Raw genomic sequence first — 20,924 nt, 5'->3', positions numbered from 1 at the left:
GAGGTCCGGTAAATGGAAAGCTACGCACTCCTGGCCGCCGCGACGCTGAACGCCGGCACCGTGCTGGCGCTGGCCGCGCTCGGGCTGCTGGTCAACGAGAAGGCCGGCATCGTGAACCTGGGCGCCGAGGGGCTGATGCTGTGCGCCGCGCTGGCCGCCTTCGTGACCGTGGTCCACACCGGCAGCGACCTGCTCGGCTTCCTGGCCGGCATGGGCGCGGCGGCGCTGCTGGCGGCGGTGTTCGGCGTGCTGGTCATCTGGCTCAACACCAACCAGTACGCCACCGGGCTGGCGCTGAGCCTGTTCGGGGCCGGCTTCTCCGCCTTCGCCGGCATCAAGTACGTGCAGGAGAAGCTGCCCGAGCGGCCGCAGTTCGCCATCCCCGGGCTGGCCGACATCCCGGTGCTGGGGCCGGCGCTGTTCCGCCAGCACCCGGTGGCCTACCTGGCCGTCGCGCTGGTGCTGTTCCTGGTCTGGTTCCTGTACCGCTCGCGGGCCGGCCTGGTGCTGCGCTCGGTCGGTGAATCGCCGGAGTCAGCCCACGCGCTCGGCTACCCGGTGCGGCGCATCCGCCTGGCCGCCGTGGTGGCCGGCGGCGCGCTGTGCGGCCTGGCCGGCGCCTACCTGGTGACCATCTACACGCCGCTGTGGGTGGAGGGCATGGTGGCCGGCCGCGGCTGGATCGCGCTGGCGCTCACCACCTTCGCCACCTGGCGCCCGGCCCGCGTGCTGCTGGGCGCCTACCTCTTCGGAGGCGTGACGATGCTGCAGTTCCACCTGCAGGGCACCGGGGTGGAGGTTCCCAGCCAGTTCCTCACCATGCTGCCCTACCTGGCCACCATCGTGGTGCTGGCCCTGATCTCGCGCAACCCGGCCTGGATCCGGATCAACATGCCGGCCTCGCTTGGAAAGCCGTTCTACCCCGGCTCATAATTTGCCGTTTTCCCGTGCATTCCCGACCCAGAGGACCTATGACTGACCTGAACAAACGCTCGCTGCTGCAAGTGGCGGCCCTGTCGGCGCTGGCCGCCGCCACCCTGGCCGGCTGCGGCAAGAAGGAAGAACCGGCGCCGGCCCCGGCGCCCGCTGCCGCCGCGCCGGCAGCGGCCCCCAAGGCCGAGCCGCTGAAGATCGCCTTCGCCTACGTCGGCCCGGTGGGCGACGGCGGCTGGACCTTCGCCCACGACAACGGCCGCAAGGCGGTCGAGAAGGAATTCGGCGACAAGATCGTCACCACCTTCGTCGAGAAGGTGCCCGAGTCGGCCGACGCCGAGCGCGTGATGCGCGACATGGTGGGCCAGGGCAACAAGCTGATCTTCGGCACCACCTTCGGCTACATGGAGCCGATGCTCAAGGTGGCCGCCGACAGCAAGGACGTGAAGTTCGAGCACGCCACCGGCTACAAGACGGCCGAGAATCTGCGCACCTACGACAGCCGCACCTACGAAGGCGCGTACATGGCCGGCGTCATCGCCGGCAGCATGACCAAGTCGAACACCCTGGGCGTGGTGGGCTCGGTGCCCATCCCCGAGGTCATCCGCAACATCAACAGCTTCACCCTGGGCGCCCAGTCGGTGAACCCCCAGGTCAAGACGCGCGTGGTCTGGGTCGGCGAGTGGTTCAACCCGCCCAAGGAGACCGAGGCGGCCACCTCGCTGATCAACGGCGGCGCCGACGTGCTGATGCAGAACACCGACTCGTCGGCCGTGCTGCAGACGGCCGAGAAGATGAACAAGCGCGCCTTCGGCTGGGACAGCGACATGACCGCCTACGGCCCCAAGGCCCACCTGGGCTCGGCGGTCATCAACTGGGCCCCGTACTACACCAAGGCCGTGCGCGACGCGCTCGAGGGCAAGTGGTCCACCGGCCAGAGCTGGTGGGGCGTCAAGGAAGGCGCGATCGACTTCGTCTCGGTGGCCGCCGACGTGCCGGACGCCGCCAAGAAGAAGCTCGACGAGGTCAAGGCCGGCCTGAAGGACGGCAGCTTCGCGATCTGGAAGGGCCCGCTGGCCGACAACACCGGCAAGGAAGTGCTGGCCAAGGACGCCGTCGCCGACGACAAGTTCCTGGGCGGCGTCAACTTCTACGTCAAGGGCGTGGAAGGCAAGGTTCCGGGCGAGAAGAAGTAAGCCCGCAGCGGGCGCTGCGCGCCCGTCGATCCCAAGGCCGCCTGCGGGCGGCCTTTTTCATGGGCTCAGGGCGCCCGGCCCAGCAGCATGCGGCGATGCGAGACATAGCTGGACGCCAGTTCGAGCGCGACCCGCTCGGCGGGTGCCAGCTGGGCGAGGAAGGCCACCATCTGGCGGCTGGCGAGCAGGCGGTCGTAGCCGCTGCCCTGCGGGTGCTGGACGACCGCCTGCCGGTCGCGCACGACCAGCAGGCCGTGCGCGAGGCTGTACGCGATGGCCGCCCAGTCGATGCCCCAGCCCAGCGGGATGGGCGAGAAGTCGAGATGGCGCAGGCGCGCCATCACCGGCGCCGACACGCTCCAGACGACGGAATCGGTCTGTGCCACGGGCACCAGGTCGTGATCGCCTTCGGCGCCGATGCGCACCTCGTCGAAGTGGAACGGCGTGAATTCGGTGTTGGCGCCCCAGACGCCCAGGGTGGGCACCTGCAGGTAGGCCTGGCGGCAGCGCCGCACCAGCGCCGCCCAGTCGGCGCACCGGGTGTCCGCATGGATGTGCAGCATGACCTCGCCCTGGTTCAGCGCCAGCGAGCGACGGTACTTCTCGCCGTAGAAATGGGCGTCCGGCAATTGCACCCAGTCGGGCCGGTCCGGCAGCGGGAGGTCGTCGCGGCAGGAATGGATCACCGTCACGTGCTCGGCGGCAATGCGGGCCTGCTGCGCGATGCCGGCGGCGTTGTCCTCCTGGCCGGGCCAGGAGATCACGAAGGCGTGCAGCGTGGGCATGGGCCGGCGCCGTCGTCGCGGCTCAACAGACCGACCGGGCCAGGACGCCGATCGTGCTGCCGGGGGCGATCGGCTCGGCGGGCTGTTCCTTGGCCCCGCCCAGGTAGCGGCCGCGGCCCTGCCTGTCGGCGTAGTACAGCGTGCGCAGGTAGCGGTAGGTGCCGTCCTTGCAGCTGAACTCGATCAGCGCCTTGCCCGACTGCACGCCGTCGGCGCCGGCCTGCTTCAGCTCGAACAGCCGCCAGACGCGGCGGCGGTCGCCGTCGGTCTGCAGCGTGCTGCGATCCCAGTAGTAGCTGCCGGTCTCGCTCTCGCCGTAGCTGTCCCAGCCGGCCAGGGCCGGGCCGAGCTGGCAGGCGCAGGCCAGGAGGAGGGCGAAGGGACGCAGCGGCGGGAGGCGGAGCATGGCGGCGGCCCTGTCAGCGGAAGCGTCCCGGCACCAGCGCGTCGAGATCGAGGTCGAGCGACGGCAGCGGCGGCGCGGCGGAAGCCGCGGCAGGTGGGGGCGACTCCAGGGCGGTGAAATCGACGTCGAGGTCCAGCCCGTGCGCCACGACGGTCTCGGGCTCGTTCAGGTCGAGGTCGATCAGCGGCACCGGCTGCGTGGCCAGCGTCTCCTCGTCCGGCGGCACTTCGCCCACGCCCGGCAGGGACAGCGAGGCGTCCGCTTCCACCACCTCGCTGGCAATGCTGTAGAGCAGCAGCAGTTCGCGCGAGGCCTCCAGGTCGAACTGGATCGCGCCGTCGGCGGGCGCCGCGAACAGCGACTTCTCGATCTCCTGCAGCACCTTCTGGGTGGGCCACAGCAACGCGATGCGCGAGAGCGCGCGCGGGTAGCGCTCCAGGCCCTCGGAGTGCTCCGGCGGCGCCTCGAAGGCCGGCAGCCGGGCGGCGAACGCCCGCTGGAATCGCCGGCGCACGCGCTCGTAGTCGTCCGGCCGGTCCAGCGTGCGGCACAGGTCCAGCAGGTCCAGCCAGAGGAAGGGGCTGGTGCCGTAGTGCTCCAGCAGCCGCGTCTCCAGCAGCTCGATGGCCTGGTCGTGCTGGTTGATCGCCATGAAGAAGTTGGCGCGCTCCTGCACGTCCAGCAGTTCCTCCGCGCTGGGCAGGCGGCCGCGTCCCAGCACGCTGTCGCCGAAGCCGGCCGCGGGGGCGGCCACCGGTGCCGTGGTCGGGTCCGGCAACGTCGCCAGGCCCACGCGCAGGGTGGCCGGCTGCGAGGAGACCTGCGACGCTCCCATCTCGCTCCAGCCGCTGTCGACGTCCTCCGGCGGCGGCGCCGGCGCAGGCGGGGGAGGGGCCGCGCGCAGCGGTTGGCGGTCGCGTTCCTGCTCGTCGTCCCACCAGGCCGCCTGGCGCGTCTCGCGCGCGCGGCGCCAGAGCAGCACGCCCAGGCCGAGCGCGATGGCGCCGGCCAGGGCCGCCACGATGTCGCGGATGAGGTCGCGTTCGTGCTCCAGCTTGTTCAGCTGGTCGGACTGGCGCTGCGCCAGCCCGCGCAGTTGCCGCAACTCGGCCTCGTTGGCCGCCTGCAGCGCCTGGGCCACCTCGGGCGTCGGCGGCGTGCGCAGCGCCTGCCAGGCCGCGGCCGCTTCGGCGCGCGGCAGTGCGCCGGGCTGGCCGGGGGCCGCCAGGGTGCCGGACGGCTTGAGCGGGGCCGCCTGGTCGATCGCGACGTCCAGCAGTTCCAGGCTCAGGCGGGGACGGCCGGCGGCCGGGCCGCTGCGGGCCGGCGCCTGCGGGTGGGCAGCCGGGCGGGCCGTCTTGCGGGTGGCGGGCGGCAGCGCCGGGGCCACTGCGGCCCGCGAGGATTGGCCCAGGTCGGCCTCGAAGTTCCAGCCATCGACCTTGCGCACCGGCGCGGCCGGCGGGACCGGCCGCGCCGGCAGGGGGAACGACTCGCGCGTGGCCGCCGGCGGATCGGCCAGCAGCACGAAGCCGCGCGCCAGCGTCTGGGCGCACCCCAGGGTCAGGTTGACGGTGAGCACGGGCTCGGCCACCGGCTGCGGGGAGTCCAGGCGCAGCAGGCGGCGCTCGTCGTCCAGGAAGTCGATGCGCCAGTCGAGACGGCTGGCGGGCCCGTCGCCCTGCTGCAGGTCGGCGCGCACGCAGGGCGCCTCTTCGCCTGCCGCGATCGTGAAGGGGATGGTCAGCTGCAGCCGCTGGCCGATGGTGGGCGCGCCTTGCAGGCGTCCCAGCGACAGGGCGGCCGCGTCGCCGGCGTGCAGCAGGCCGAACGCGACGGCGCAGCCGGCCACCGCCGCCCGAAGGCTTTCCGCGCCCTGCCATGCCTTGCAGCCGATCGTCCCCACGTCCTGCCTTTGTCCGATGCCGCTGGCCGAGTGACCGGCCGGTTCTGTAATGTAACTCTGGCTTACAACTTGTCACGGGGAGGGTTTGCCCGCGACCGGCTGGTCGTCGCCAAACGGCCACAGGGATGTCGGATCCGGCACGCGAAGGGCGTGCGGGCGGCAGCGGTCAGGCCGAAGCGGCGGGCTGCCCTCCCGGCGGCATACTTGCCGCGATGACACCCGTCCCGCCGATTGCCGCCGAGCGCCTGCCCGAGCTGCTGCGCCGCATGCCCAAGGCCGAACTGCACATCCACATCGAGGGCTCGCTCGAGCCCGAGCTGATCTTCGAGATGGCCCGGCGCAACCGGGTGGCCCTCCCGTACGCCAGCGTCGAGGAGCTGCGGCGCGCCTACGCCTTCACCAATCTCCAGAGCTTCCTGGACATCTACTACGCCGGCGCCAGCGTGCTGATCACCGAGCGCGACTTCCACGACATGGCCTGGGCCTACCTGCAGAAGGCCCGCGCCGACAACGTGCTGCACGCCGAGATCTTCTTCGACCCCCAGACCCATACGGCGCGCGGCGTGGCCATGGAGACCGTCCTCAACGGCCTGCACCAGGCCTGCGTGCGGGCCCAGGCGGATCTCGGCCTGAGCGCCTCGCTGATCCTGTGCTTCCTGCGCCACCTGTCCGAGGCCGAGGCGTTCGAGACCCTGGAGGCGGCGCTGCCCCTGCGCGACAAGTTCATCGGCGTCGGGCTCGACTCCAGCGAGGTGGGCCATCCGCCGGAGAAGTTCGCCCGCGTGTTCGCCCGCTGCCGCGAGCTCGGCCTGCACCTGGTGGCGCATGCCGGCGAGGAGGGCCCGCCGGCCTACGTGTGGACCGCGCTCGACCTGCTGAAGGTGGAGCGCATCGACCATGGCGTGCAGTCGACCAAAGACGCGCAGCTGATGCGCCGGCTGGCGCAGGACCGCATCCCGCTGACCGTGTGCCCGCTGTCCAACCTGAAGCTGTGCGTGTTCCCCGCGCTCGGGCAGCACAACCTGCGCGAACTGCTCGATGCGGGGCTGGTGGCCACGGTCAACTCGGACGACCCGGCCTACTTCGGCGGCTACCTGAACGACAACTTCACCCAGACCTTCGCCGCCACCGGGCTGTCGGCGCAGCAGGCCTGGCAGCTGGCCGCCAACAGCTTCGAGGCCAGCTTCATCGGCGCCGACGCCAAGCGCCGCTACCGCGACCAGCTGGACGCCGCGTTCGCCGCCTTCGCCTGAGCGCGCCGGCGGTCAGCCGGCCAGGCCGTCGACCGCCTGCACCATCGCCTCGCGCGCCTGCTCCAGGATGCGCTGCCGCCACTCGGGCGTGTCGGTGTAGAACGCCTCCAGCAGCTGCTGCCGGATGGCGGCGGCCTGCGCCGGCGGCGCTTCCGGGTGCAGGTGCAGCCAGTGCTCGGCGCGCAGCGCCTGCAGCACCTGCAGCAGCGGCTGGGTGCCGTATTCCAGCGCGATGCCGCTGTACTCGGCCTGCGGGCACTCGTCGGCCACGCACGACCACATCATCCCGGTGAGCTTGGCGGAGGTCGACGAGCCGTCGTAGATCGAGGTCACGGGCGTCTTGCCGCCACCGTCCCACCAGCTGCGCACGCGCGCCACCTGGGCGGCATCGTCCGGGCCGGCGTAGATGCGCTCGCCCAGGCCGCTGGGGCCCAGGCCGGTGTGGAAGTCGATCCAGGCGATGCGTGCCGCCCGCCGCCCGTGCGCGCGCAGCGCCTCGCGCAGCGTCAGGTTGCTCCAGGTGGGCGCGGTGCCGCCGAAGTACATGCCCTGCGGGAACTCGTACTGGCCGCTGGAGATGGCGGCCTGGAACGCTGCCTGGCCGTGCTGCTGCATCCAGGCCATCAGGCGCTGCTCGGTGGCCGGCGCCGGCGGCCACTGGTCCGGCAGCAGCAGCGGGTGCAGCTCGCGATAGGCCGGGTTGGCCGGCAGCGGACGGCTGAAATCGTGGAAGTTGCGGTTCAGGTCGACGTTCTCGTGCGTCGTGCGCCGGGTGTGAGAGAAGCCGTACGGGTTGAGCGCATGCACGTAGAGCACGGCGACGCCGCGACTGCGCGCGTACTCGCGCCACGCCGCATCGCGCAGGGCCGTCACCTGCACCCCGCTGCCGCAGTAGCCCTCGACGCCGTGGCAGCCGCTGGACAGCACCAGCACACGCTCCGCGCCGGGCTCGCCGTCGCGGGCGACGTCCATGGCGAGCTCTTCGCCATCGCGGCCGCGCTCGGGGTGGCGCTTGCCCTCCACCGGCAGGCCGGCCTGCTGCGCCGCCTCCAGGAACCGCTGGCGGGCCTGCGCGTAGCTGGTCGAGAAGGCCGCCGGGTCCATCAGCGCTCCTGCGCCAGCCAGGCCTCGGCCAGCCGGACCCAGTAGGTGGCGCCCAGCGGGATGAGCTCGTCGTTGAAGTCGTAGCTCGGGTTGTGGATGACGCAGGGGCCGCCGCCATGGCCGATGTCGCGGTGGCTGCCGTCGCCGTTGCCGATGAAGCAGTACGCCCCCGGCTTGGCCTGCAGCATGTAGGCGAAGTCCTCGGCGCCCATGGTGGGTTCCTGCACCAGCACGTTCTGCTCGCCGACCAGGGACACCATGACCTGGCGGGCGAACTCGGCCTCGGCCGCCGAGTTGACGGTGGGCGGGTAGTTGCGCACGAACTCGAACTCGCACTGCGCGTCGTGGGCGGCGCACAGGTGCTCGGCGATCTGCTGCATGCGCCGCTCGATCAGGTCGAGCACCTCGAGGGTGAAGGTGCGCACCGTGCCCTGCAGCTCGCAGGCGTCGGGGATGACGTTGGTGGCCTCGCCGGCGTGGATCATGGTGACCGAGATCACCCCCGCGTCGACCGGCTTCTTGTTGCGGCTGATGATGGTCTGGAACGCCTGCACCATCTGGCAGGCGATCGGCACCGGGTCGGTGCCGGTGTGGGGCAGGGCGGCGTGACCGCCCTTGCCGCGGATGGTGATCCTGAACTCGTTGGACGAGGCCATGACCGGTCCGGCGCTGACGGCGAAGGTGCCGACCTGGGGGAAGGCCCAGTTGTGCATGCCGAACACGGCCTCCATCGGGAACTTCTCGAACAGGCCGTCCTTGATCATCTCGCGCGCACCGCCGCCGCCTTCCTCGGCCGGCTGGAAGATCAGGTAGACGGTGCCGTCGAAGTTGCGGTGCTGCGCGAAGTGCTGGGCCGCGGCCAGCAGCATGGCGGTGTGGCCGTCGTGGCCGCAGGCGTGCATCTTGCCGGGGTGCTGGCTGGCGTGGGCGAAGGTGTTGAACTCCTGCATCGGCAGGGCGTCCATGTCGGCGCGCAGGCCGACGGCGCGCGCGCTGTTGCCGTTCTTCACGATGCCCACCACGCCGGTGGTGCCCATGCCGCGGTGCACCGGGATGCCCCATTCGGTGAGCTTGGCGGCCACGAGGTCGGCGGTACGGTTCTCCTCGAAGCACAGTTCGGGGTGGGCGTGGATGTCACGGCGCACGGCGGCGATGCTGGCCGCCTGGGTGACGATGGAGTCGAGGACTTTCATGGGAGATCTGGTCGGGGATCGAAACGGTCAGTCTAGCCGGGGGGCGTGGCCCTGGGCATGCGGGGTTATCCGCGAAAATCGTCCCATGCCGTCTTCCCTCCCGCCGCTGTCAGCCCGCGCGCTGGCGCTCGCGCAATCGTTCGTGCGCATGAACACCGTCAGCGCCAACAGCAACCTCGAACTCATCCATGTGGTGCGCGACGAGCTCCAGAAGCTGGGCGTGCGCTCCCGCCTCACCTACAACGCCGACAAGACCAAGGCCAACCTGTTCGCCACCCTGGGCGAGGGCAAGCCGGCCGGCGTCATCCTCTCGGGCCACACCGACACCGTGCCCTGGGACGGGCAGGCCTGGTCGGTCGATCCGCTGTCGGGCGAGGTGCGCGACGGCAAGCTCTATGGGCGGGGATCGGCCGACATGAAGAGCTTCATCGCGGTCGCGCTGGCGCAGGCCGAGGCCTTCCTGGCCAGCTCCGCGCCGTTCGCCATCCACTACGCGTTCAGCTACGAGGAGGAGATCGGCTGCTTCGGCGTGCGCGAGCTCATCGCCGACCTGCGCGATGCCGGCATCCGCCCGCTGGCCTGCATCGTCGGCGAGCCCACCAGCATGGTCCCGGCCATCGCCCACAAGGGCGTGTACCGCTACCGCTGCTGCGTGCGCGGCAAGGAAGCGCATTCCTCGCTCACCCCGCAGTCGGTCAACGCGATCGAGATGGCGGCCCGCCTGGTCGGCAAGCTGCGCGACATGGCCGAGGGATTCGAGCGCGAGGAGCCGCGCTATGCCGGCTTCGACGTGCCGTTCTCCACCGCCAGCGTCGGCCAGTTCCACGGCGGCATCGCCGACAACGTGGTGCCGCGCGACGCCGAGTTCCGCTACGAGTTCCGCGACCTGCCCACGGCCGACGCCCAGGCCATGCAGCAGCAGGTGCTGGCGCATGCGCGCACGCTGGAGCCGGCGATGCAGGCGGTGGCGCCGGGCACCGGGTTCAGCTTCGAGACCATCTGCGAGATCCCCAGCTTCCTGGGCTCCGAGCAGGACCCCGTCACCCGGCTGGCCCAGCGGCTGGCGGGCGAGCCGCGCACGACGCTGGTGGCCTTCGGCACCGAGGCCGGGCTGTTCAAGAACGCCGGCATCCCCACCGTGGTGTGCGGGCCCGGCAGCATCGTGCAGGCGCACCAGCCGGACGAGTACGTCAGCCTGGACCAGCTCGCGCGCTGCCAGGCCTTCATGGCCGGCCTGGCCGCCAGCCGCGAGATCGGCTGAGGCCGTGCGGCAGCTCTACTCGCGCACGCGGCCCTGCGAATCGATGAGGCTCAGCTCCACCAGGCGCGAGCCGGCCCGGTTGTCGGTGTAGCTCACCCGGAAGCCGCCCACGTCCAGGTCGTCCATGCCTTCCAGTGCCTTGCGCAGCTTGGCGCGGGACGGATCACCCTTGGCCATGCGGCGCAGCGCCTCGGTGTACACGCGCGCGGCCAGGTAGCCCTCCAGCATGTAGACGTTGGGCTTGCCGAGCTTGGCCGCCTGGGCATCGGCAAGGAGCTCGCGCACCACCGGGACCTTGGTGCTGTCGCTCTTGGGCACCACCCGCACCACCACCACGCCGGTGCCGGCCGTCCCGAGTTCCTGCGCCAGCAGGCTCTCGCCGGAGCTGGAGAAGGCATAGACGGTGCCGCGGAAGCCCTTGGCGCGCAGCTCGCGCACCGCGCCGGCGGCCTGGGTCGCGTCGCCCACCACCAGCACCGATTCGGGCTTGCTCGCCAGCGTCTTGTCGACCGCGCCGGCCGCCAGCCCCTGCTTGGCCACCAGGTTGGCGCCCAGGTGGGGCATGGTGCGCTCGGCGGCATCGAGGGCGGCCAGCGACTCGCCGTCGGTGCCGTACAGGATGGCTAGCTTGCGCGCGCCCAGCGTCTCGGCATGGCGGGTGATGGCGACGGCCTCCTCGGCGTAGCCGGGCCGCACCGACCAGACGTTGCCGTAGGCCGCGCCGCGGAACTCGTCGGCGGCGGCCATGGGCGCGAACAGCACCACGTCGCCGTCCTTGACCAGCGGGTAGGCGGCGGTGACCTGGGGCGAGCCGAAGTAGCCGAACAGCGAGAGCACGCCCTGGTCCAGCAGCTTCTTCGTGTTCGCCGCCGTGGTGGCCGGCGCACCCTTGTCGTCCAGCGTGACGAGCTCGATGCGCCGCCCGCCGATGCCGCCGGCGGCGTTGACACGCTCGAACCACAGGCGGGCGCCCTGCTGGAACGGGACGGCCAGCGCCGAGCCCGGGCCGGTGAGCGCGACCGACTGGCCCAGCACGATGGCTTTGCCGGCGCCATCCTCGGCCGCCCCGGCCGTCAGGCTGAGGACGGCGAGGAGGGCTACCATGGCGGCTCGCGCCCGGCGCGGGAAGGAATGCATGTGTCGTTACTCCTGCGGCCCTACGGATGAGCCGGCGCCAGCATAGGACCCGCCCGTGACCGTCGCCATCGGCATTGCCCCTGAGTTCACACCCGCCCGAGCACCGGCCGACAGCCGGCGCGTCCTCGGCGCCTGCCCGCACGACTGCCCCGACACCTGCTCGCTCGTCACCACCGTGGAAGACGGAGTGGCGGTCAAGGTCCAGGGCAATCCGGACCACCGGCCGACCGACGGCGTGCTGTGCGCCAAGGTGTCGCGCTACACCGAGCGCACCTACCACCCCGAACGCCTGCTGCAACCGCTGCGGCGCGTCGGCCCCAAGGGCAGCGGCCGCTTCGAGCCGGCCAGCTGGGACGAGGCGCTGGATGCCATTGCCCGGCGCCTGGGCGCCATCGCGGCGCGCGACCCGCAGGCCATCCTGCCCTACAGCTACTGCGGCACCATGGGGCTGGTGCAGGGCGAGGGCATGGCGGCGCGCTTCTTCCACAGGCTGGGTGCGTCGCTGCTGGAGCGCACCATCTGCGCCAGCGCCGGCGCCGCCGGCCTTACCCACACCCTGGGCGGCAAGGTCGGCATGCGGGTCGAGTTCTTCGCCGAGTCGAAGCTCATCATCCTGTGGGGCAGCAACTCCATCACCAGCAACCTGCATTTCTGGCGGCTGGCGCAGGAGGCCAAGCGGCAGGGCGCGCGGCTGGTGTGCATCGACCCGCGCCGCACCGAGACCGCCGAGAAGTGCCACGAGCACCTGCAGATCCTGCCCGGCACCGACGCCGCCCTGGCGTTCGCCCTGATGCACGAGCTGGTCGTGCACGACTGGCTCGACCACGACTACCTGGCCCGCTACACCGCCGGCTGGGAGGCGCTGCGCGAGCGCGCCCTGCGCTGGTCGCCGGAGCGGGCGGCGCAGGTGTGCGGCATCCCGGCGCCGCAGATCCGGGAGCTGGCGCAGGCCTACGGCACCACCCGTCCGGCCGCCATCCGCCTGAACTACGGCATGCAGCGGGTGCGCGGCGGCGGCAACGCCGCCCGCGCGGTGGCTTGCCTGCCGGCACTCACCGGCGCCTGGCGGCATCGGGCCGGCGGGGTGCTGCTGTCCAGCAGCGGCTGGTACCCGGTGGACCGGGCCGCGTTGCAGCGGCCCGACCTGCTGGCCGGCCGCACGCCGCGCACCATCAACATGAGCACCATCGGCGACGACCTGCTGCGGCCGGCCTCGCCCGCGTTCGGCCCGGCGGTCGAGGCGGTGGTGGTCTACAACAGCAACCCGTTGGCGGTGGCGCCCGAATCGGCCAAGGTGGCGGCCGGCTTCGCGCGCGAGGACCTGTTCACCGTGGTCCTGGAGCAGTTCCAGACCGACACCGCCGACCACGCCGACTGGATCCTGCCGGCGACCACCCAGCTGGAGCACTGGGACCTGCACACCGCCTACGGCCACACCGACGTGCTGCTGAACCGGCCGGCCATCGCGCCGGTGGGCGGCGCGAGGCCGAATTCGCAGATCTTCCGCGAGCTGGCGGTCCGGCTGGGATTCGACGAGCCCTGCTTCCAGGAGTCCGACGAGCAGCTGTGCCGGCAGGCGTTCGGCGACCGCATCGACTGGGACCAGCTGCTGGCCCGGGGCTACGCCTCGCTCCAGGTGCCGGAGGCGCCGTTCGCGCAGGGGCGCTTTCCCACCGCCTCGGGCCGCTGCGAATTCTTCAGCGCCGAACTGGCGCGGCGCGGCCTGGACGGCCTGCCCGACCACCTGCCCAACTACGAACCGGCCGGCGCCAGCGCGCGCCACCCGCTGGCCATGATCTCGCCGCCGGCGCGCAACTTCCTGAACTCGACGTTCGTCAACCTGCGCAGCCTGCGGGCGATCGAGCGCGAGCCGGTGCTGGAGATCCATCCGGGCGACGCGCAGCCGCGCGGCATCGCCAGCGGCCAGGTGGTGCGGGTGTTCAACGACCGCGGCAGCTACCGCTGCAAGGCCGAGGTCACCGAGCGGGCCCGGCCCGGCGTGGTGGTCGGCCTGGGCATCTGGTGGCGCAAGATGGGCCTGGACGGCACCAACGTCAACCAGCTCACCAGCCAGCGGCTCACCGACCTGGGCAACGGGCCGGTGTTCTACGACTGCGCGGTCGACGTGCAGGCACAGTGACGGGACGCTGGCTGGTGGCATCGGGCCTGGGCGCGATCACGCTGGCGGCGGCCGCCGCGCTGTGCCTGTCCGGCTGCGCCAACCTCGGCTACTACTGGCAGTCGGCCACCGGCCACCTGCGCGTGATGGGCGCCGCCAGGCCGGTGCAGGCCTGGATCGACGACAGCGCGACGCCGCAGCGGCTGAAGGAGCAGCTTGCGCTGAGCCAGCGCATCCGCGCCTTCGCCTCGCGCGAACTGCAGCTGCCCGACAACGCCAGCTACACGCGCTACGCCGACCTGCACCGCAGCGCGGTGATCTGGAACGTGGTGGCGGCGCCGCCGTACTCGCTGACGCTCAAGACCTGGTGCTTCCCGGTCACCGGCTGCATCGGCTACCGCGGCTACTACGACGAGGCCCAGGCCCGCGCCCTGGCCGCCCAGTTGCGCGAGGAGGGCCTGGAGTCGGATGCCTATCCGGTGCCGGCCTATTCGACGCTGGGCTGGATGAACTGGGCCGGCGGCGACCCGCTGCTCAACACCTTCATCGGCTACCCGGAAGGCGAGCTGGCCCGCACCATCTTCCACGAGCTGGCGCACCAAGTCGTCTACGCCAAGGACGACACCATGTTCAACGAGTCGTTCGCCACCGCGGTCGAGCGGCTGGGCGTGCAGCGCTGGCTCGACCAGGCCGGTCCGGCGGCGCGCGCGGACTACGAGCGCTACGACGAGCGCCGGCGGCAGTTCCGCGCCCTCACGCTGGGCACGCGCAAGGCGCTGGAAGCGGCGTACGACACCAAGGTGCCGCTGCCGCAGGAGGAGCGGGCGCGCCGCAAGGCGGAGACCATGGCCCGCTTCCGGGACGACTACGCCCGGCTGCGCGCCAGCTGGAACGTCGATCCCGCGCGGCTGCGCCTGCTCGACCAGTGGGTGGCCCAGGCCAACAACGCGGCCTTCGGCGCCCAGGCGGCCTACGACGAGCTGGTGCCCGGCTTCGAGGGCCTGTTCACCTCGCTCGGCGGTGACTGGCGCCATTTCTATGATGAAGCCCGGCGCCTGGCCACCGTGCCCAAGGACGAGCGCCACCAGGCGTTGAAGAACAAGGATTCCCCCCGTGCCTGACATCCACATCGAGCGCGAGCATGCCCTGGGCCTGCCCACGGCCCGGCAGCTGGCGTTCCAATGGGCCCAGCAGGCGGAGCACAAGCTCGCCATGGCGTGCACCTACGAGGAGGGCAAGACGTCCGACCTGGTGAGCTTCACGCGCTCGGGTGTCAACGGCGAACTGCGCGTCACCCACGACCGCTTCGAGCTGCGCGCCCGGCTGGGTTTCCTGCTGGGCGCCTTCAAGGACCGCATCGAGGCCGAGATCGTGAAGAACCTCGATGCGCTGCTGCGGCACCAGGATCCGGTGCAGGCGTTCCAGCAGGGCGTCGCCGAGCACGCGCCGCGCGCCGCCGCCGGCAGGCACGCCCCGCGCCCGCGCAAGGCCTGAGCGGCCGGGCCGTGGCCGCGCAGCCCTACAACCTGGCGCGCTTCGACCTGGTGTCGATCCGGCTGGCCGTCGCCTGCGCCCGGCACGGCAGCCTGACCCAGGCGGCCCAGGAAGCGCACCTCGCGCTGGCCGCCGCCAGCCGGCGCATCCGCGACCTGGAGTCGGCCATCGGCGAGCCGCTGTTCGAGCGCCATGCGCGCGGCGTGCGCACCACCGCGGCCGGCCGCGTGTTCGCCAAGCACGGCCTGGCGCTGCTGCAGGCACTCGAGCAGATGGGCGGCGAACTGGCCGACCTGCGCCAGGGCGTGGCGCGCCACCTGCGGCTGTGCGCCAGCACGGCGTCCATCAGCCAGTTCCTGCCGCCCCTGCTGGCGGCCTACGCGAAGCAGCAGCCGCAGGTGCGCATCGACCTGGAGGAGCAGGTGTCCGAGCTGGTCGTCGCCACCCTGCGCGAGGGACGCTGCGACCTCGGCGTCTTCGTCGAGGGCCCCGACACGGCGGGGCTGGCGCCGCGGCCGTTCCGGCGCGACGAGCTGGTGGTGGTGCTGCCCAAGGGCCACCGGCTGGCCGGGCGCAAGCCGCTGGCGTTCGAGCAGGCGCTGGACGAGGACTGGATCAGCCTCAATACCGGCGCGGCGATGCTGCAGCAGCAACAGCAGGCCGCGCTGGCCGCCAACCGGCCGCTGCGCCTGCGCATGCAGGTCCGCAGCTTCGACGCCGTGTGCCACCTGGTCGCCTCCGGCCTGGGCGTCGCGGTGCTGCCCAAGGGCGCGGCGCTGCCCATCATCCGCGCCATGGGCCTGGACTGGCGCCCGCTGGCCGACGCCTGGGCGCAGCGCCAGCTGCTGGTGGCCGCCGCGTCGGGCAGCCAGGGCGATCCGGCCGTCGAGGCTCTGGTCGCCTTCCTGGCCGAGCCTTCGCAGACTGCGAAGGCTCGCCGGCGCAAGCAGGAATAGACGCCCGCCGGCCGGAGCGCGAGACTGCGGCCCATGGAGACATCTACACAGGGGCCGCTGGCCGGCCTGAAGGTCCTGGAAATGGGCCAGCTCATCGCGGGGCCGTTCGCTGCCAAGACGCTCGCCGACTTCGGCGCCGACGTCGTCAAGGTCGAACCGCCCGCCGCCGGCGACCCGCTGCGCAAGTGGCGGCTGCTCAAGGACGGCACCTCGGTCTGGTGGCAGGTGCAGTCGCGCAACAAGCGCTCGGTCGCGCTCGACCTCAAGGACCCGGCGGCGCAGGACATCGTCCGGCGGCTCGCCACCGAGGCCGACGTGCTGATCGAGAACTTCCGCCCCGGTGCGCTGGAAGGCTGGGGGCTGGACCCCGAGGCCTTGCTGGCGCTCAACCCCCGGCTGATCGTGCTGCGCATCAGCGGCTACGGCCAGACCGGCCCGTACCGCGACCGGCCCGGCTTCGGCGTCGTGGCCGAGGCCATGGGCGGGCTGCGCCACCTCACGGCCGAGCCCGGCCGGGTGCCGGTGCGCGTCGGGGTGTCGATCGGCGACACGCTGGCGGCGCTGCACGGCGTCATCGGCATCCTGCTGGCGCTGCAGCACCGGCACGCGTCCGGGCGCGGCCAGGTGATCGACGTCGCGTTGTACGAGGCGGTGTTCAACTGCATGGAGAGCCTGCTGCCCGAATACAGCGCGTTCGGCGCGGTGCGCGAGGCGGCCGGCAGTGCCCTGCCCGGCATCGCCCCGACCAACGCCTACCTGTGCAGCGACGGCGGCTATGCGCTGGTGGCCGGCAACGGCGACAGCATCTTCCGCCGCCTGATGGGCGTGGTCGGGCGGCCCGACCTGGCGGCCGACCCGGCGCTGGCCGGCAACGACGGCCGGGTGGCGCGCGTGCAGGAACTGGACGCCGCCATCGGCGAATGGACCCGTCGCCACACCGTGACCGAGGTGCTGGCGGCGCTGGACGAGGTCAAGGTGCCGGCCGGCCGCATCTACACCGTGGCCGACATCGCGGCCGACCCGCACTACCGGGCGCGCGGCATGGTGGACGAGGTGCAGATGGACGACGGCAGCACGCTGGCCGTGCCGGGCATCGTGCCCAAGCTGTCGCTCACGCCCGGCGGGCACCGCCGCAACGCCCCGTCGCTGGGGCAGGACACCGATGCCGTGCTGCGCGAGGTCGGCCTGACCGACGCGCAGATCGCGGCCCTGAAGCAACGGGGCGTCGTCGCCGGGGGACAGGCATGACACGGATCTTCTTCAACGAGGTCGTCACCCGCGACGGCTTCCAGATCGAGCCGGGCTTCGTGCCCACCGACGACAAGGTGGCGCTGGTCGACGCGCTGTCCGATTGCGGCTTCGCCAAGATCGAGGTCACCTCGTTCACGTCGCCCAAGGCGATCCCGATGCTGCGCGACGCCGAGGAGGTGATGGGCCGCATCCGCCGCGTGCCCGGCGTCGAGTACACGGTGCTGGTGCCCAACGTGCGCGGCGCCGAGCGGGCGCTGGAGTCGCGCGCCGACGAGCTGAACATCGTGATGTCGACCTCGGAGACGCACAACCTGGCCAACCTGCGCATGCCGCGCGAGCGCAGCTTCGCCGGCCTGCGCGACGTGATCGCGCTGGCGGCCGGCCGGGTGCCGGTGAACGTCTCGCTGTCGACCTGTTTCGGCTGCCCGATGGAGGGCGACGTGCCGCGGGACGAGGTGCTGCGCTGGGCCGACCGCTTCGCCGCGCTGGGCGTGCGCGGCCTGACCATCTGCGACACCACCGGCATGGCGCACCCGGCGCAGGTGCAGGCCATGGTGCAGGCGCTGCGCGACCGCTTCGCCGGCTTGCAGCTGACGCTGCACTTCCACAACACGCGCGGGATGGGCCTGGCCAACGTGCTGGCGGCGGTGCAGGGCGGCATCGACCGCTTCGACGGTTCGCTCGGCGGCCTGGGCGGCTGCCCCTATGCGCCGGGCGCCAGCGGCAACATCAGCAGCGAGGACGCCATCCACATGCTGGAGGCGATGGGCCACGACACCGGCATCGACCTGCCGCGCCTGCTGGCGGTGGCGCGCAGCCTGCCCGCCCTGCTGGGCCACGACGTGCCCGGCCAGGTGGCCAAGGCCGGCCGCATCACGGACCTGCATCCGGCGCCCGAAGGCGTCGCCGAGCTGCGCCGGAGCCTGGCGTGATCGACCGCATCGACCACATCGTGCTGACCACGGCGCGCGAGGCGGCCTGCATCGACTTCTACACCCGCGTGCTGGGCATGGCGTTGCAGACGTTCACCCCCGCCGGTTCCGGCGCCGCCGCGGCCAGCGGGCCGGCGCCGCGCCAGGCGCTGGTCTTCGGCCGCCAGAAGATCAACCTGCACGTGCAGGGCGCCGAGCACGAGCCCAAGGCGCACCTGCCGGTGCCGGGCTCGCAGGACCTGTGCTTCCTCGCCGCCGTGCCGCTGGCCGAGGTGATCGCCCGGCTCGAGCGCGAGCACTGGCCGGTCGTCGAGGGTCCGGTGCTGCGCACCGGTGCCACCGGCCCGATCCGCTCGGTCTACGTGCGCGACCCCGACCTGAACCTGATCGAGATTTCCGAGCCGGCCTGAGCCGGCCACGCCGTTCCTCTCCTGGAGACAAATCCCATGCAACGACGCCACCTCCTGGCCCTGGGCGCCGCCCTGGCCGCCGCCAGCCCGCGCCTCTTCGCGCAGGGCAAGTACCCGCAGCGGCCGATCACGCTGGTCGTGCCGACCGCCCCCGGCGGCAGCACCGACTTCACCGCCCGCCTGATCAGCGACCAGCTGGCGCGGGCGCTCGGCCAGCCGGTGGTCGTCGACAACAAGCCGGGGGCGTCGGGCAACATCGGCAACCAGATCGTCGCCCGCGCCAAGCCGGACGGCTACACCCTGCTGGTGGCGTACAGCGGCTACCAGGTGGCCAACCCGCACCTGTTCAAGCAGGCCGGCTGGGACCCGATCAAGGATTTCGCGCCGGTGGCCATGATGACGCGCGCCCCGCAGGTCATCGCCGCCCGCGCCAACCTGCCGGCCAACACGCTGGCGGAGCTGATCGCCTACGCCAAGGCCAATCCCGGCAAGCTGAACTTCGCGTCGTCGGGCAACGGCTCCATCCAGCACATCGCGGGCGAACTGTTCAACCAGCTCACCGGGACCTCGCTCACCCACATTCCCTACAAGGGGTCCGGCCCGGCGGTGCAGGACCTGATGGGGGGACAGGTCGACCTCTTCATCACCTCGCCGGCGGGCGTGGTGAGCCAGATCCAGGCCGGCAAGCTCAAGGGCCTGGCGGTCACCAGTCCCAAGCGGCTGGCGGCGCTGCCCAACGTGCCGACCGCCGTCGAGGCCGGGCTCAAGGGCTACGAGCTGGATTCCTGGTTCGGTCTGTACGCGCCGGCCGGCACCCCGGCGGACATCGTGCAGGTGCTCAACACCGAGGTGAACCGCATCCTGCAGACGCCCGAGGCGCGCAAGAAGGCGGAGGACGCGGGCACCGCGGTGGAGACCATGACGCCGCAGCAGTTCGGCGAGTTCACCCGGCGCGAGCTCGACCACTGGGGTCGCGTGATCCGCGGGGCGAAGATCTCGCTGGAGTGAGCGGGGCCGATCGGGTCAGCTGAGCGACTGGATCAGGTCCACGTACTGCTGCATCGCCTCGTCGGCCGAGCGGCCCTTGCAGGCGCTCCAGGCGTCCCACTTGGCGCGCCCCTCCAGGTCGCCGAAGCCGGGCTTCCTGGCGGTGTTGTCGCCCTGGGTGGCCTGCTTGAACAGCCCGTAGATCTTCAACAGCGTGGCGTTGTCGGGACGCTCGCTGAGGTTGCGGGAATTGGCAACGGCGGCGTCGAAGTCATCCTTGAGGGCCATGGGGTCTCCGGTGGGAAAGCGCGGATGGTACGTGCGGCTGCACAACGGACGGGTTCGGCCTGGCCGTGCCCGCCGGCCCCGCCGGCTCAGTCCGGCAGCGCGCGGGCGATGTAGACGCCTTCCTTGCCCACGATGGGCTCGCGCGCCGGCATCAGGATGGTGCAGTCCTCGGGCGCGCGGATCTCCACCTCGCCGTCGGTCGCGATCAGCTCGCCGGCCGCGAAGGTCTCGAAACCCTTCACCGGCCGCGTGAACCGGTAGTCCGGTGTCTGGATCACGTAGGTGCGCAGCAGCTCGAAGCGGCGCTGCGGCTGGCGCACCGGCGGGCGCGGCTCGATCAGCCCGAAGTGCGCCAGCACATCCAGCGTGACGTCGACCGCCAGCTCGCCGGAGGCCCGCTTGAAATGCTGGCCGCATTCGGCCACCAGGGCCGCGCCGGCGGTGCCGCCGTGCTCGCCATGGCGCCCGTGCTGGATGACCGGCGTGCCCGAGCCCAGGCCGCTGGGCATGACCAGGTGCACCGCGGGCCGGCCGATGGCCAGTGCCACCTCGGCGTTGCGGGCATAGCCGGGATAGACCCAGAACGGCTCGACGTCCTCCGAGGTCGAGTGCAGATCGAGGATGTGGTCGGCCGCCGCGACGACGGGGCGCAGGGCGCGCGCGCGGCGCAGCTCGGGGCTGTCCTGGCTGCCGTCCAGCAGCTCGTCCGACCAGACCCGGTTGAGGTTGTGTACCAGCTGCCGGCTGGCGAACGGCCGGTCGGGGTCGAAGGTGGCGTAGGCCTCGACGTTGGCGAAGCTCACCGTCAACGTGCCGATCCGCGGGCGCACCTCGTTGTCCAGCAGGTGGGTGGCGGCCACCATGCCGCAGAACTCGTTGCCATGCGTGAGCGCATTCACGAGCACGTGCGGGCCCGGTCGGCCCGAGGCGAAGCGGTGGACGTAGTCGATGCCGGTGTTGCCGGCACGGTAGGCCGAGAGGTCGCGTGGGCCGAGCTCGATCGGCGGCAGGGGAGCGGTCATGAGGCGATTGTCGCCGCAGGCCGGCTGCGGCTCAGTCGGACCGCTTGAGCATGTAGGCGACCGCCAGCGCGACGCACAACGGCATCGCGACGACCTTGCCTAGCCAGAACCGCAGCGTGCGGGCCGGGCGTTCGGGCAGGGGATCGAAATCCGCAGCGGACAGGTTTAGCGGCTGGCGCGACATGGTGAGGAGGGCGGGGGAAGGCGGATCATGGACCTGGCCTCATCCGCGGGCAAGCTGCGCGCGAGGCAAGGAGCCGCCTCTTCTGTGACAAAGCTTATCCATGGGCG

At 71.9% G+C, this 20,924-nt stretch carries 21 protein-coding genes; 12 read left to right on the top strand and 9 right to left on the bottom strand.

From position 1 onward, the window contains the following. The first annotated feature begins 12 nt into the window (after positions 1 to 12). Both GON04_RS10295 and GON04_RS10290 read left to right on the top strand, forming a co-directional pair. Positions 13 to 933, top strand: a complete 921-nt coding sequence (locus GON04_RS10295) for an ABC transporter permease (protein WP_157397796.1) — start codon at positions 13 to 15, stop codon at positions 931 to 933. Positions 934 to 971: 38 nt separating this feature from the next. Further along, positions 972 to 2,129: a BMP family ABC transporter substrate-binding protein gene (locus GON04_RS10290; protein WP_157397795.1), complete on the top strand. Its 1,158-nt coding sequence runs from the start codon at positions 972 to 974 to the stop codon at positions 2,127 to 2,129. A 65-nt stretch (positions 2,130 to 2,194) separates the two neighbouring features. Here the strand turns inward: GON04_RS10290 and GON04_RS10285 are convergent, their stop codons facing one another. The 3 genes from GON04_RS10285 to GON04_RS10275 are packed head-to-tail and all read right to left on the bottom strand — an operon-like array spanning position 2,195 to position 5,226. Next, positions 2,195 to 2,914, bottom strand: coding sequence for a hypothetical protein (locus GON04_RS10285; RefSeq protein WP_157397794.1), 720 nt, complete (start codon positions 2,912 to 2,914; stop codon positions 2,195 to 2,197). Between the two features lie 22 nt (positions 2,915 to 2,936). After that, complete coding sequence (locus GON04_RS10280) at positions 2,937 to 3,320, bottom strand: surface-adhesin E family protein (RefSeq protein WP_157397793.1); 384 nt, start codon at positions 3,318 to 3,320, stop codon at positions 2,937 to 2,939. Between the two features lie 13 nt (positions 3,321 to 3,333). Beyond that, on the bottom strand, positions 3,334 to 5,226 hold the full coding sequence (locus GON04_RS10275; protein WP_157397792.1) for a type IV pilus assembly protein FimV: 1,893 nt from the start codon (positions 5,224 to 5,226) through the stop codon (positions 3,334 to 3,336). Between the two features lie 212 nt (positions 5,227 to 5,438). Here GON04_RS10275 and GON04_RS10270 point away from each other — a divergent pair, with 212 nt between their 5' ends. After that, positions 5,439 to 6,479 carry an adenosine deaminase gene (locus GON04_RS10270; protein WP_157397791.1) on the top strand — a complete coding sequence of 347 codons (1,041 nt, stop codon included), beginning with the start codon at positions 5,439 to 5,441 and terminating at the stop codon, positions 6,477 to 6,479. Between the two features lie 12 nt (positions 6,480 to 6,491). Here the strand turns inward: GON04_RS10270 and GON04_RS10265 are convergent, their stop codons facing one another. Continuing rightward, positions 6,492 to 7,583 carry a M14 family metallopeptidase gene (locus tag GON04_RS10265; RefSeq protein ID WP_181653984.1) on the bottom strand — a complete coding sequence of 364 codons (1,092 nt, stop codon included), beginning with the start codon at positions 7,581 to 7,583 and terminating at the stop codon, positions 6,492 to 6,494. Then, positions 7,583 to 8,776 (bottom strand): M20 aminoacylase family protein, encoded by a 1,194-nt coding sequence (locus tag GON04_RS10260; RefSeq protein ID WP_157397790.1) that lies wholly within the window; start codon positions 8,774 to 8,776, stop codon positions 7,583 to 7,585. The genes GON04_RS10265 and GON04_RS10260 overlap by 1 nt, the downstream gene beginning before the upstream one ends. An 85-nt stretch (positions 8,777 to 8,861) precedes the next feature. On the opposite strand from GON04_RS10260, the gene argE reads away from it, so the two are divergent. Then, the gene (argE, locus tag GON04_RS10255) at positions 8,862 to 10,037 is read left to right on the top strand and encodes an acetylornithine deacetylase (RefSeq protein ID WP_157397789.1); all 1,176 of its coding nucleotides are present in this window, start codon (positions 8,862 to 8,864) and stop codon (positions 10,035 to 10,037) included. A gap of 15 nt (positions 10,038 to 10,052) precedes the next feature. Here the strand turns inward: argE and GON04_RS10250 are convergent, their stop codons facing one another. After that, entirely contained in the window at positions 10,053 to 11,141 is a 1,089-nt protein-coding gene (locus GON04_RS10250; protein ID WP_232532969.1) for an ABC transporter substrate-binding protein, read from the bottom strand. 106 nt (positions 11,142 to 11,247) lie between these two features. Here GON04_RS10250 and GON04_RS10245 point away from each other — a divergent pair, with 106 nt between their 5' ends. The 8 genes from GON04_RS10245 to GON04_RS10210 are packed head-to-tail and all read left to right on the top strand — an operon-like array spanning position 11,248 to position 19,344. Then, entirely contained in the window at positions 11,248 to 13,314 is a 2,067-nt protein-coding gene (locus tag GON04_RS10245) for a molybdopterin-containing oxidoreductase family protein (protein WP_338050960.1), read from the top strand. After that, positions 13,311 to 14,414, top strand: a complete 1,104-nt coding sequence (locus GON04_RS10240) for an aminopeptidase (RefSeq protein ID WP_338050928.1) — start codon at positions 13,311 to 13,313, stop codon at positions 14,412 to 14,414. Before GON04_RS10245 ends, GON04_RS10240 begins: the two co-directional genes overlap by 4 nt. Further along, entirely contained in the window at positions 14,407 to 14,787 is a 381-nt protein-coding gene (locus GON04_RS10235; protein WP_181653982.1) for a polyhydroxyalkanoic acid system family protein, read from the top strand. The genes GON04_RS10240 and GON04_RS10235 overlap by 8 nt, the downstream gene beginning before the upstream one ends. Before the next feature lie 11 nt (positions 14,788 to 14,798). Further along, positions 14,799 to 15,743: a LysR substrate-binding domain-containing protein gene (locus GON04_RS10230; protein WP_181653981.1), complete on the top strand. Its 945-nt coding sequence runs from the start codon at positions 14,799 to 14,801 to the stop codon at positions 15,741 to 15,743. 33 nt (positions 15,744 to 15,776) lie between these two features. Then, on the top strand, positions 15,777 to 16,991 hold the full coding sequence (locus tag GON04_RS10225) for a CaiB/BaiF CoA transferase family protein (RefSeq protein WP_157397787.1): 1,215 nt from the start codon (positions 15,777 to 15,779) through the stop codon (positions 16,989 to 16,991). Then, entirely contained in the window at positions 16,988 to 17,926 is a 939-nt protein-coding gene (locus tag GON04_RS10220; RefSeq protein WP_157397786.1) for a hydroxymethylglutaryl-CoA lyase, read from the top strand. The genes GON04_RS10225 and GON04_RS10220 overlap by 4 nt, the downstream gene beginning before the upstream one ends. Beyond that, positions 17,923 to 18,336, top strand: a complete 414-nt coding sequence (locus GON04_RS10215) for a VOC family protein (RefSeq protein ID WP_181653980.1) — start codon at positions 17,923 to 17,925, stop codon at positions 18,334 to 18,336. Before GON04_RS10220 ends, GON04_RS10215 begins: the two co-directional genes overlap by 4 nt. Positions 18,337 to 18,372: 36 nt before the next feature. Next, a complete protein-coding gene (locus tag GON04_RS10210; RefSeq protein ID WP_157397785.1) occupies positions 18,373 to 19,344 on the top strand; it encodes a Bug family tripartite tricarboxylate transporter substrate binding protein in 972 nt (323 codons plus the stop codon). Between the two features lie 15 nt (positions 19,345 to 19,359). Here GON04_RS10210 and GON04_RS10205 read toward each other — a convergent pair whose 3' ends face one another. The 3 genes from GON04_RS10205 to GON04_RS10195 all read right to left on the bottom strand — a co-directional run bounded on the left by GON04_RS10205 (position 19,360) and on the right by GON04_RS10195 (position 20,817). After that, entirely contained in the window at positions 19,360 to 19,611 is a 252-nt protein-coding gene (locus tag GON04_RS10205; protein WP_157397784.1) for an acyl-CoA-binding protein, read from the bottom strand. An 86-nt stretch (positions 19,612 to 19,697) separates the two neighbouring features. Beyond that, the gene (locus GON04_RS10200; RefSeq protein WP_157397783.1) at positions 19,698 to 20,633 is read right to left on the bottom strand and encodes a M14 family metallopeptidase; all 936 of its coding nucleotides are present in this window, start codon (positions 20,631 to 20,633) and stop codon (positions 19,698 to 19,700) included. Positions 20,634 to 20,664: 31 nt separating this feature from the next. Continuing rightward, on the bottom strand, positions 20,665 to 20,817 hold the full coding sequence (locus GON04_RS10195; protein WP_157397782.1) for a hypothetical protein: 153 nt from the start codon (positions 20,815 to 20,817) through the stop codon (positions 20,665 to 20,667). Positions 20,818 to 20,924 lie beyond the last annotated feature (107 nt).

This window comes from Ramlibacter pinisoli (assembly GCF_009758015.1).
GTDB lineage: Bacteria > Pseudomonadota > Gammaproteobacteria > Burkholderiales > Burkholderiaceae_C > Ramlibacter > Ramlibacter pinisoli.
Note: the sequence above shows the minus strand (reverse complement) of the source record. Positions and strands in the feature narration are given on the sequence as shown.

Coding starts and splice junctions, on each gene's coding strand:
- argE (WP_157397789.1), top strand. CDS start 8,862: ATGCCGTCTTCCCTCCCGCCGCTGTCAGCCCGCGCGCTGGCGCTCGCG.
- GON04_RS10200 (WP_157397783.1), bottom strand. CDS start 20,633: ATGACCGCTCCCCTGCCGCCGATCGAGCTCGGCCCACGCGACCTCTCG.
- GON04_RS10250 (WP_232532969.1), bottom strand. CDS start 11,141: ATGGTAGCCCTCCTCGCCGTCCTCAGCCTGACGGCCGGGGCGGCCGAG.
- GON04_RS10210 (WP_157397785.1), top strand. CDS start 18,373: ATGCAACGACGCCACCTCCTGGCCCTGGGCGCCGCCCTGGCCGCCGCC.
- GON04_RS10195 (WP_157397782.1), bottom strand. CDS start 20,817: ATGTCGCGCCAGCCGCTAAACCTGTCCGCTGCGGATTTCGATCCCCTG.
- GON04_RS10285 (WP_157397794.1), bottom strand. CDS start 2,914: ATGCCCACGCTGCACGCCTTCGTGATCTCCTGGCCCGGCCAGGAGGAC.
- GON04_RS10225 (WP_157397787.1), top strand. CDS start 15,777: ATGGAGACATCTACACAGGGGCCGCTGGCCGGCCTGAAGGTCCTGGAA.
- GON04_RS10295 (WP_157397796.1), top strand. CDS start 13: ATGGAAAGCTACGCACTCCTGGCCGCCGCGACGCTGAACGCCGGCACC.
- GON04_RS10220 (WP_157397786.1), top strand. CDS start 16,988: ATGACACGGATCTTCTTCAACGAGGTCGTCACCCGCGACGGCTTCCAG.
- GON04_RS10280 (WP_157397793.1), bottom strand. CDS start 3,320: ATGCTCCGCCTCCCGCCGCTGCGTCCCTTCGCCCTCCTCCTGGCCTGC.
- GON04_RS10265 (WP_181653984.1), bottom strand. CDS start 7,583: ATGGACCCGGCGGCCTTCTCGACCAGCTACGCGCAGGCCCGCCAGCGG.
- GON04_RS10290 (WP_157397795.1), top strand. CDS start 972: ATGACTGACCTGAACAAACGCTCGCTGCTGCAAGTGGCGGCCCTGTCG.
- GON04_RS10270 (WP_157397791.1), top strand. CDS start 5,439: ATGACACCCGTCCCGCCGATTGCCGCCGAGCGCCTGCCCGAGCTGCTG.
- GON04_RS10205 (WP_157397784.1), bottom strand. CDS start 19,611: ATGGCCCTCAAGGATGACTTCGACGCCGCCGTTGCCAATTCCCGCAAC.
- GON04_RS10260 (WP_157397790.1), bottom strand. CDS start 8,776: ATGAAAGTCCTCGACTCCATCGTCACCCAGGCGGCCAGCATCGCCGCC.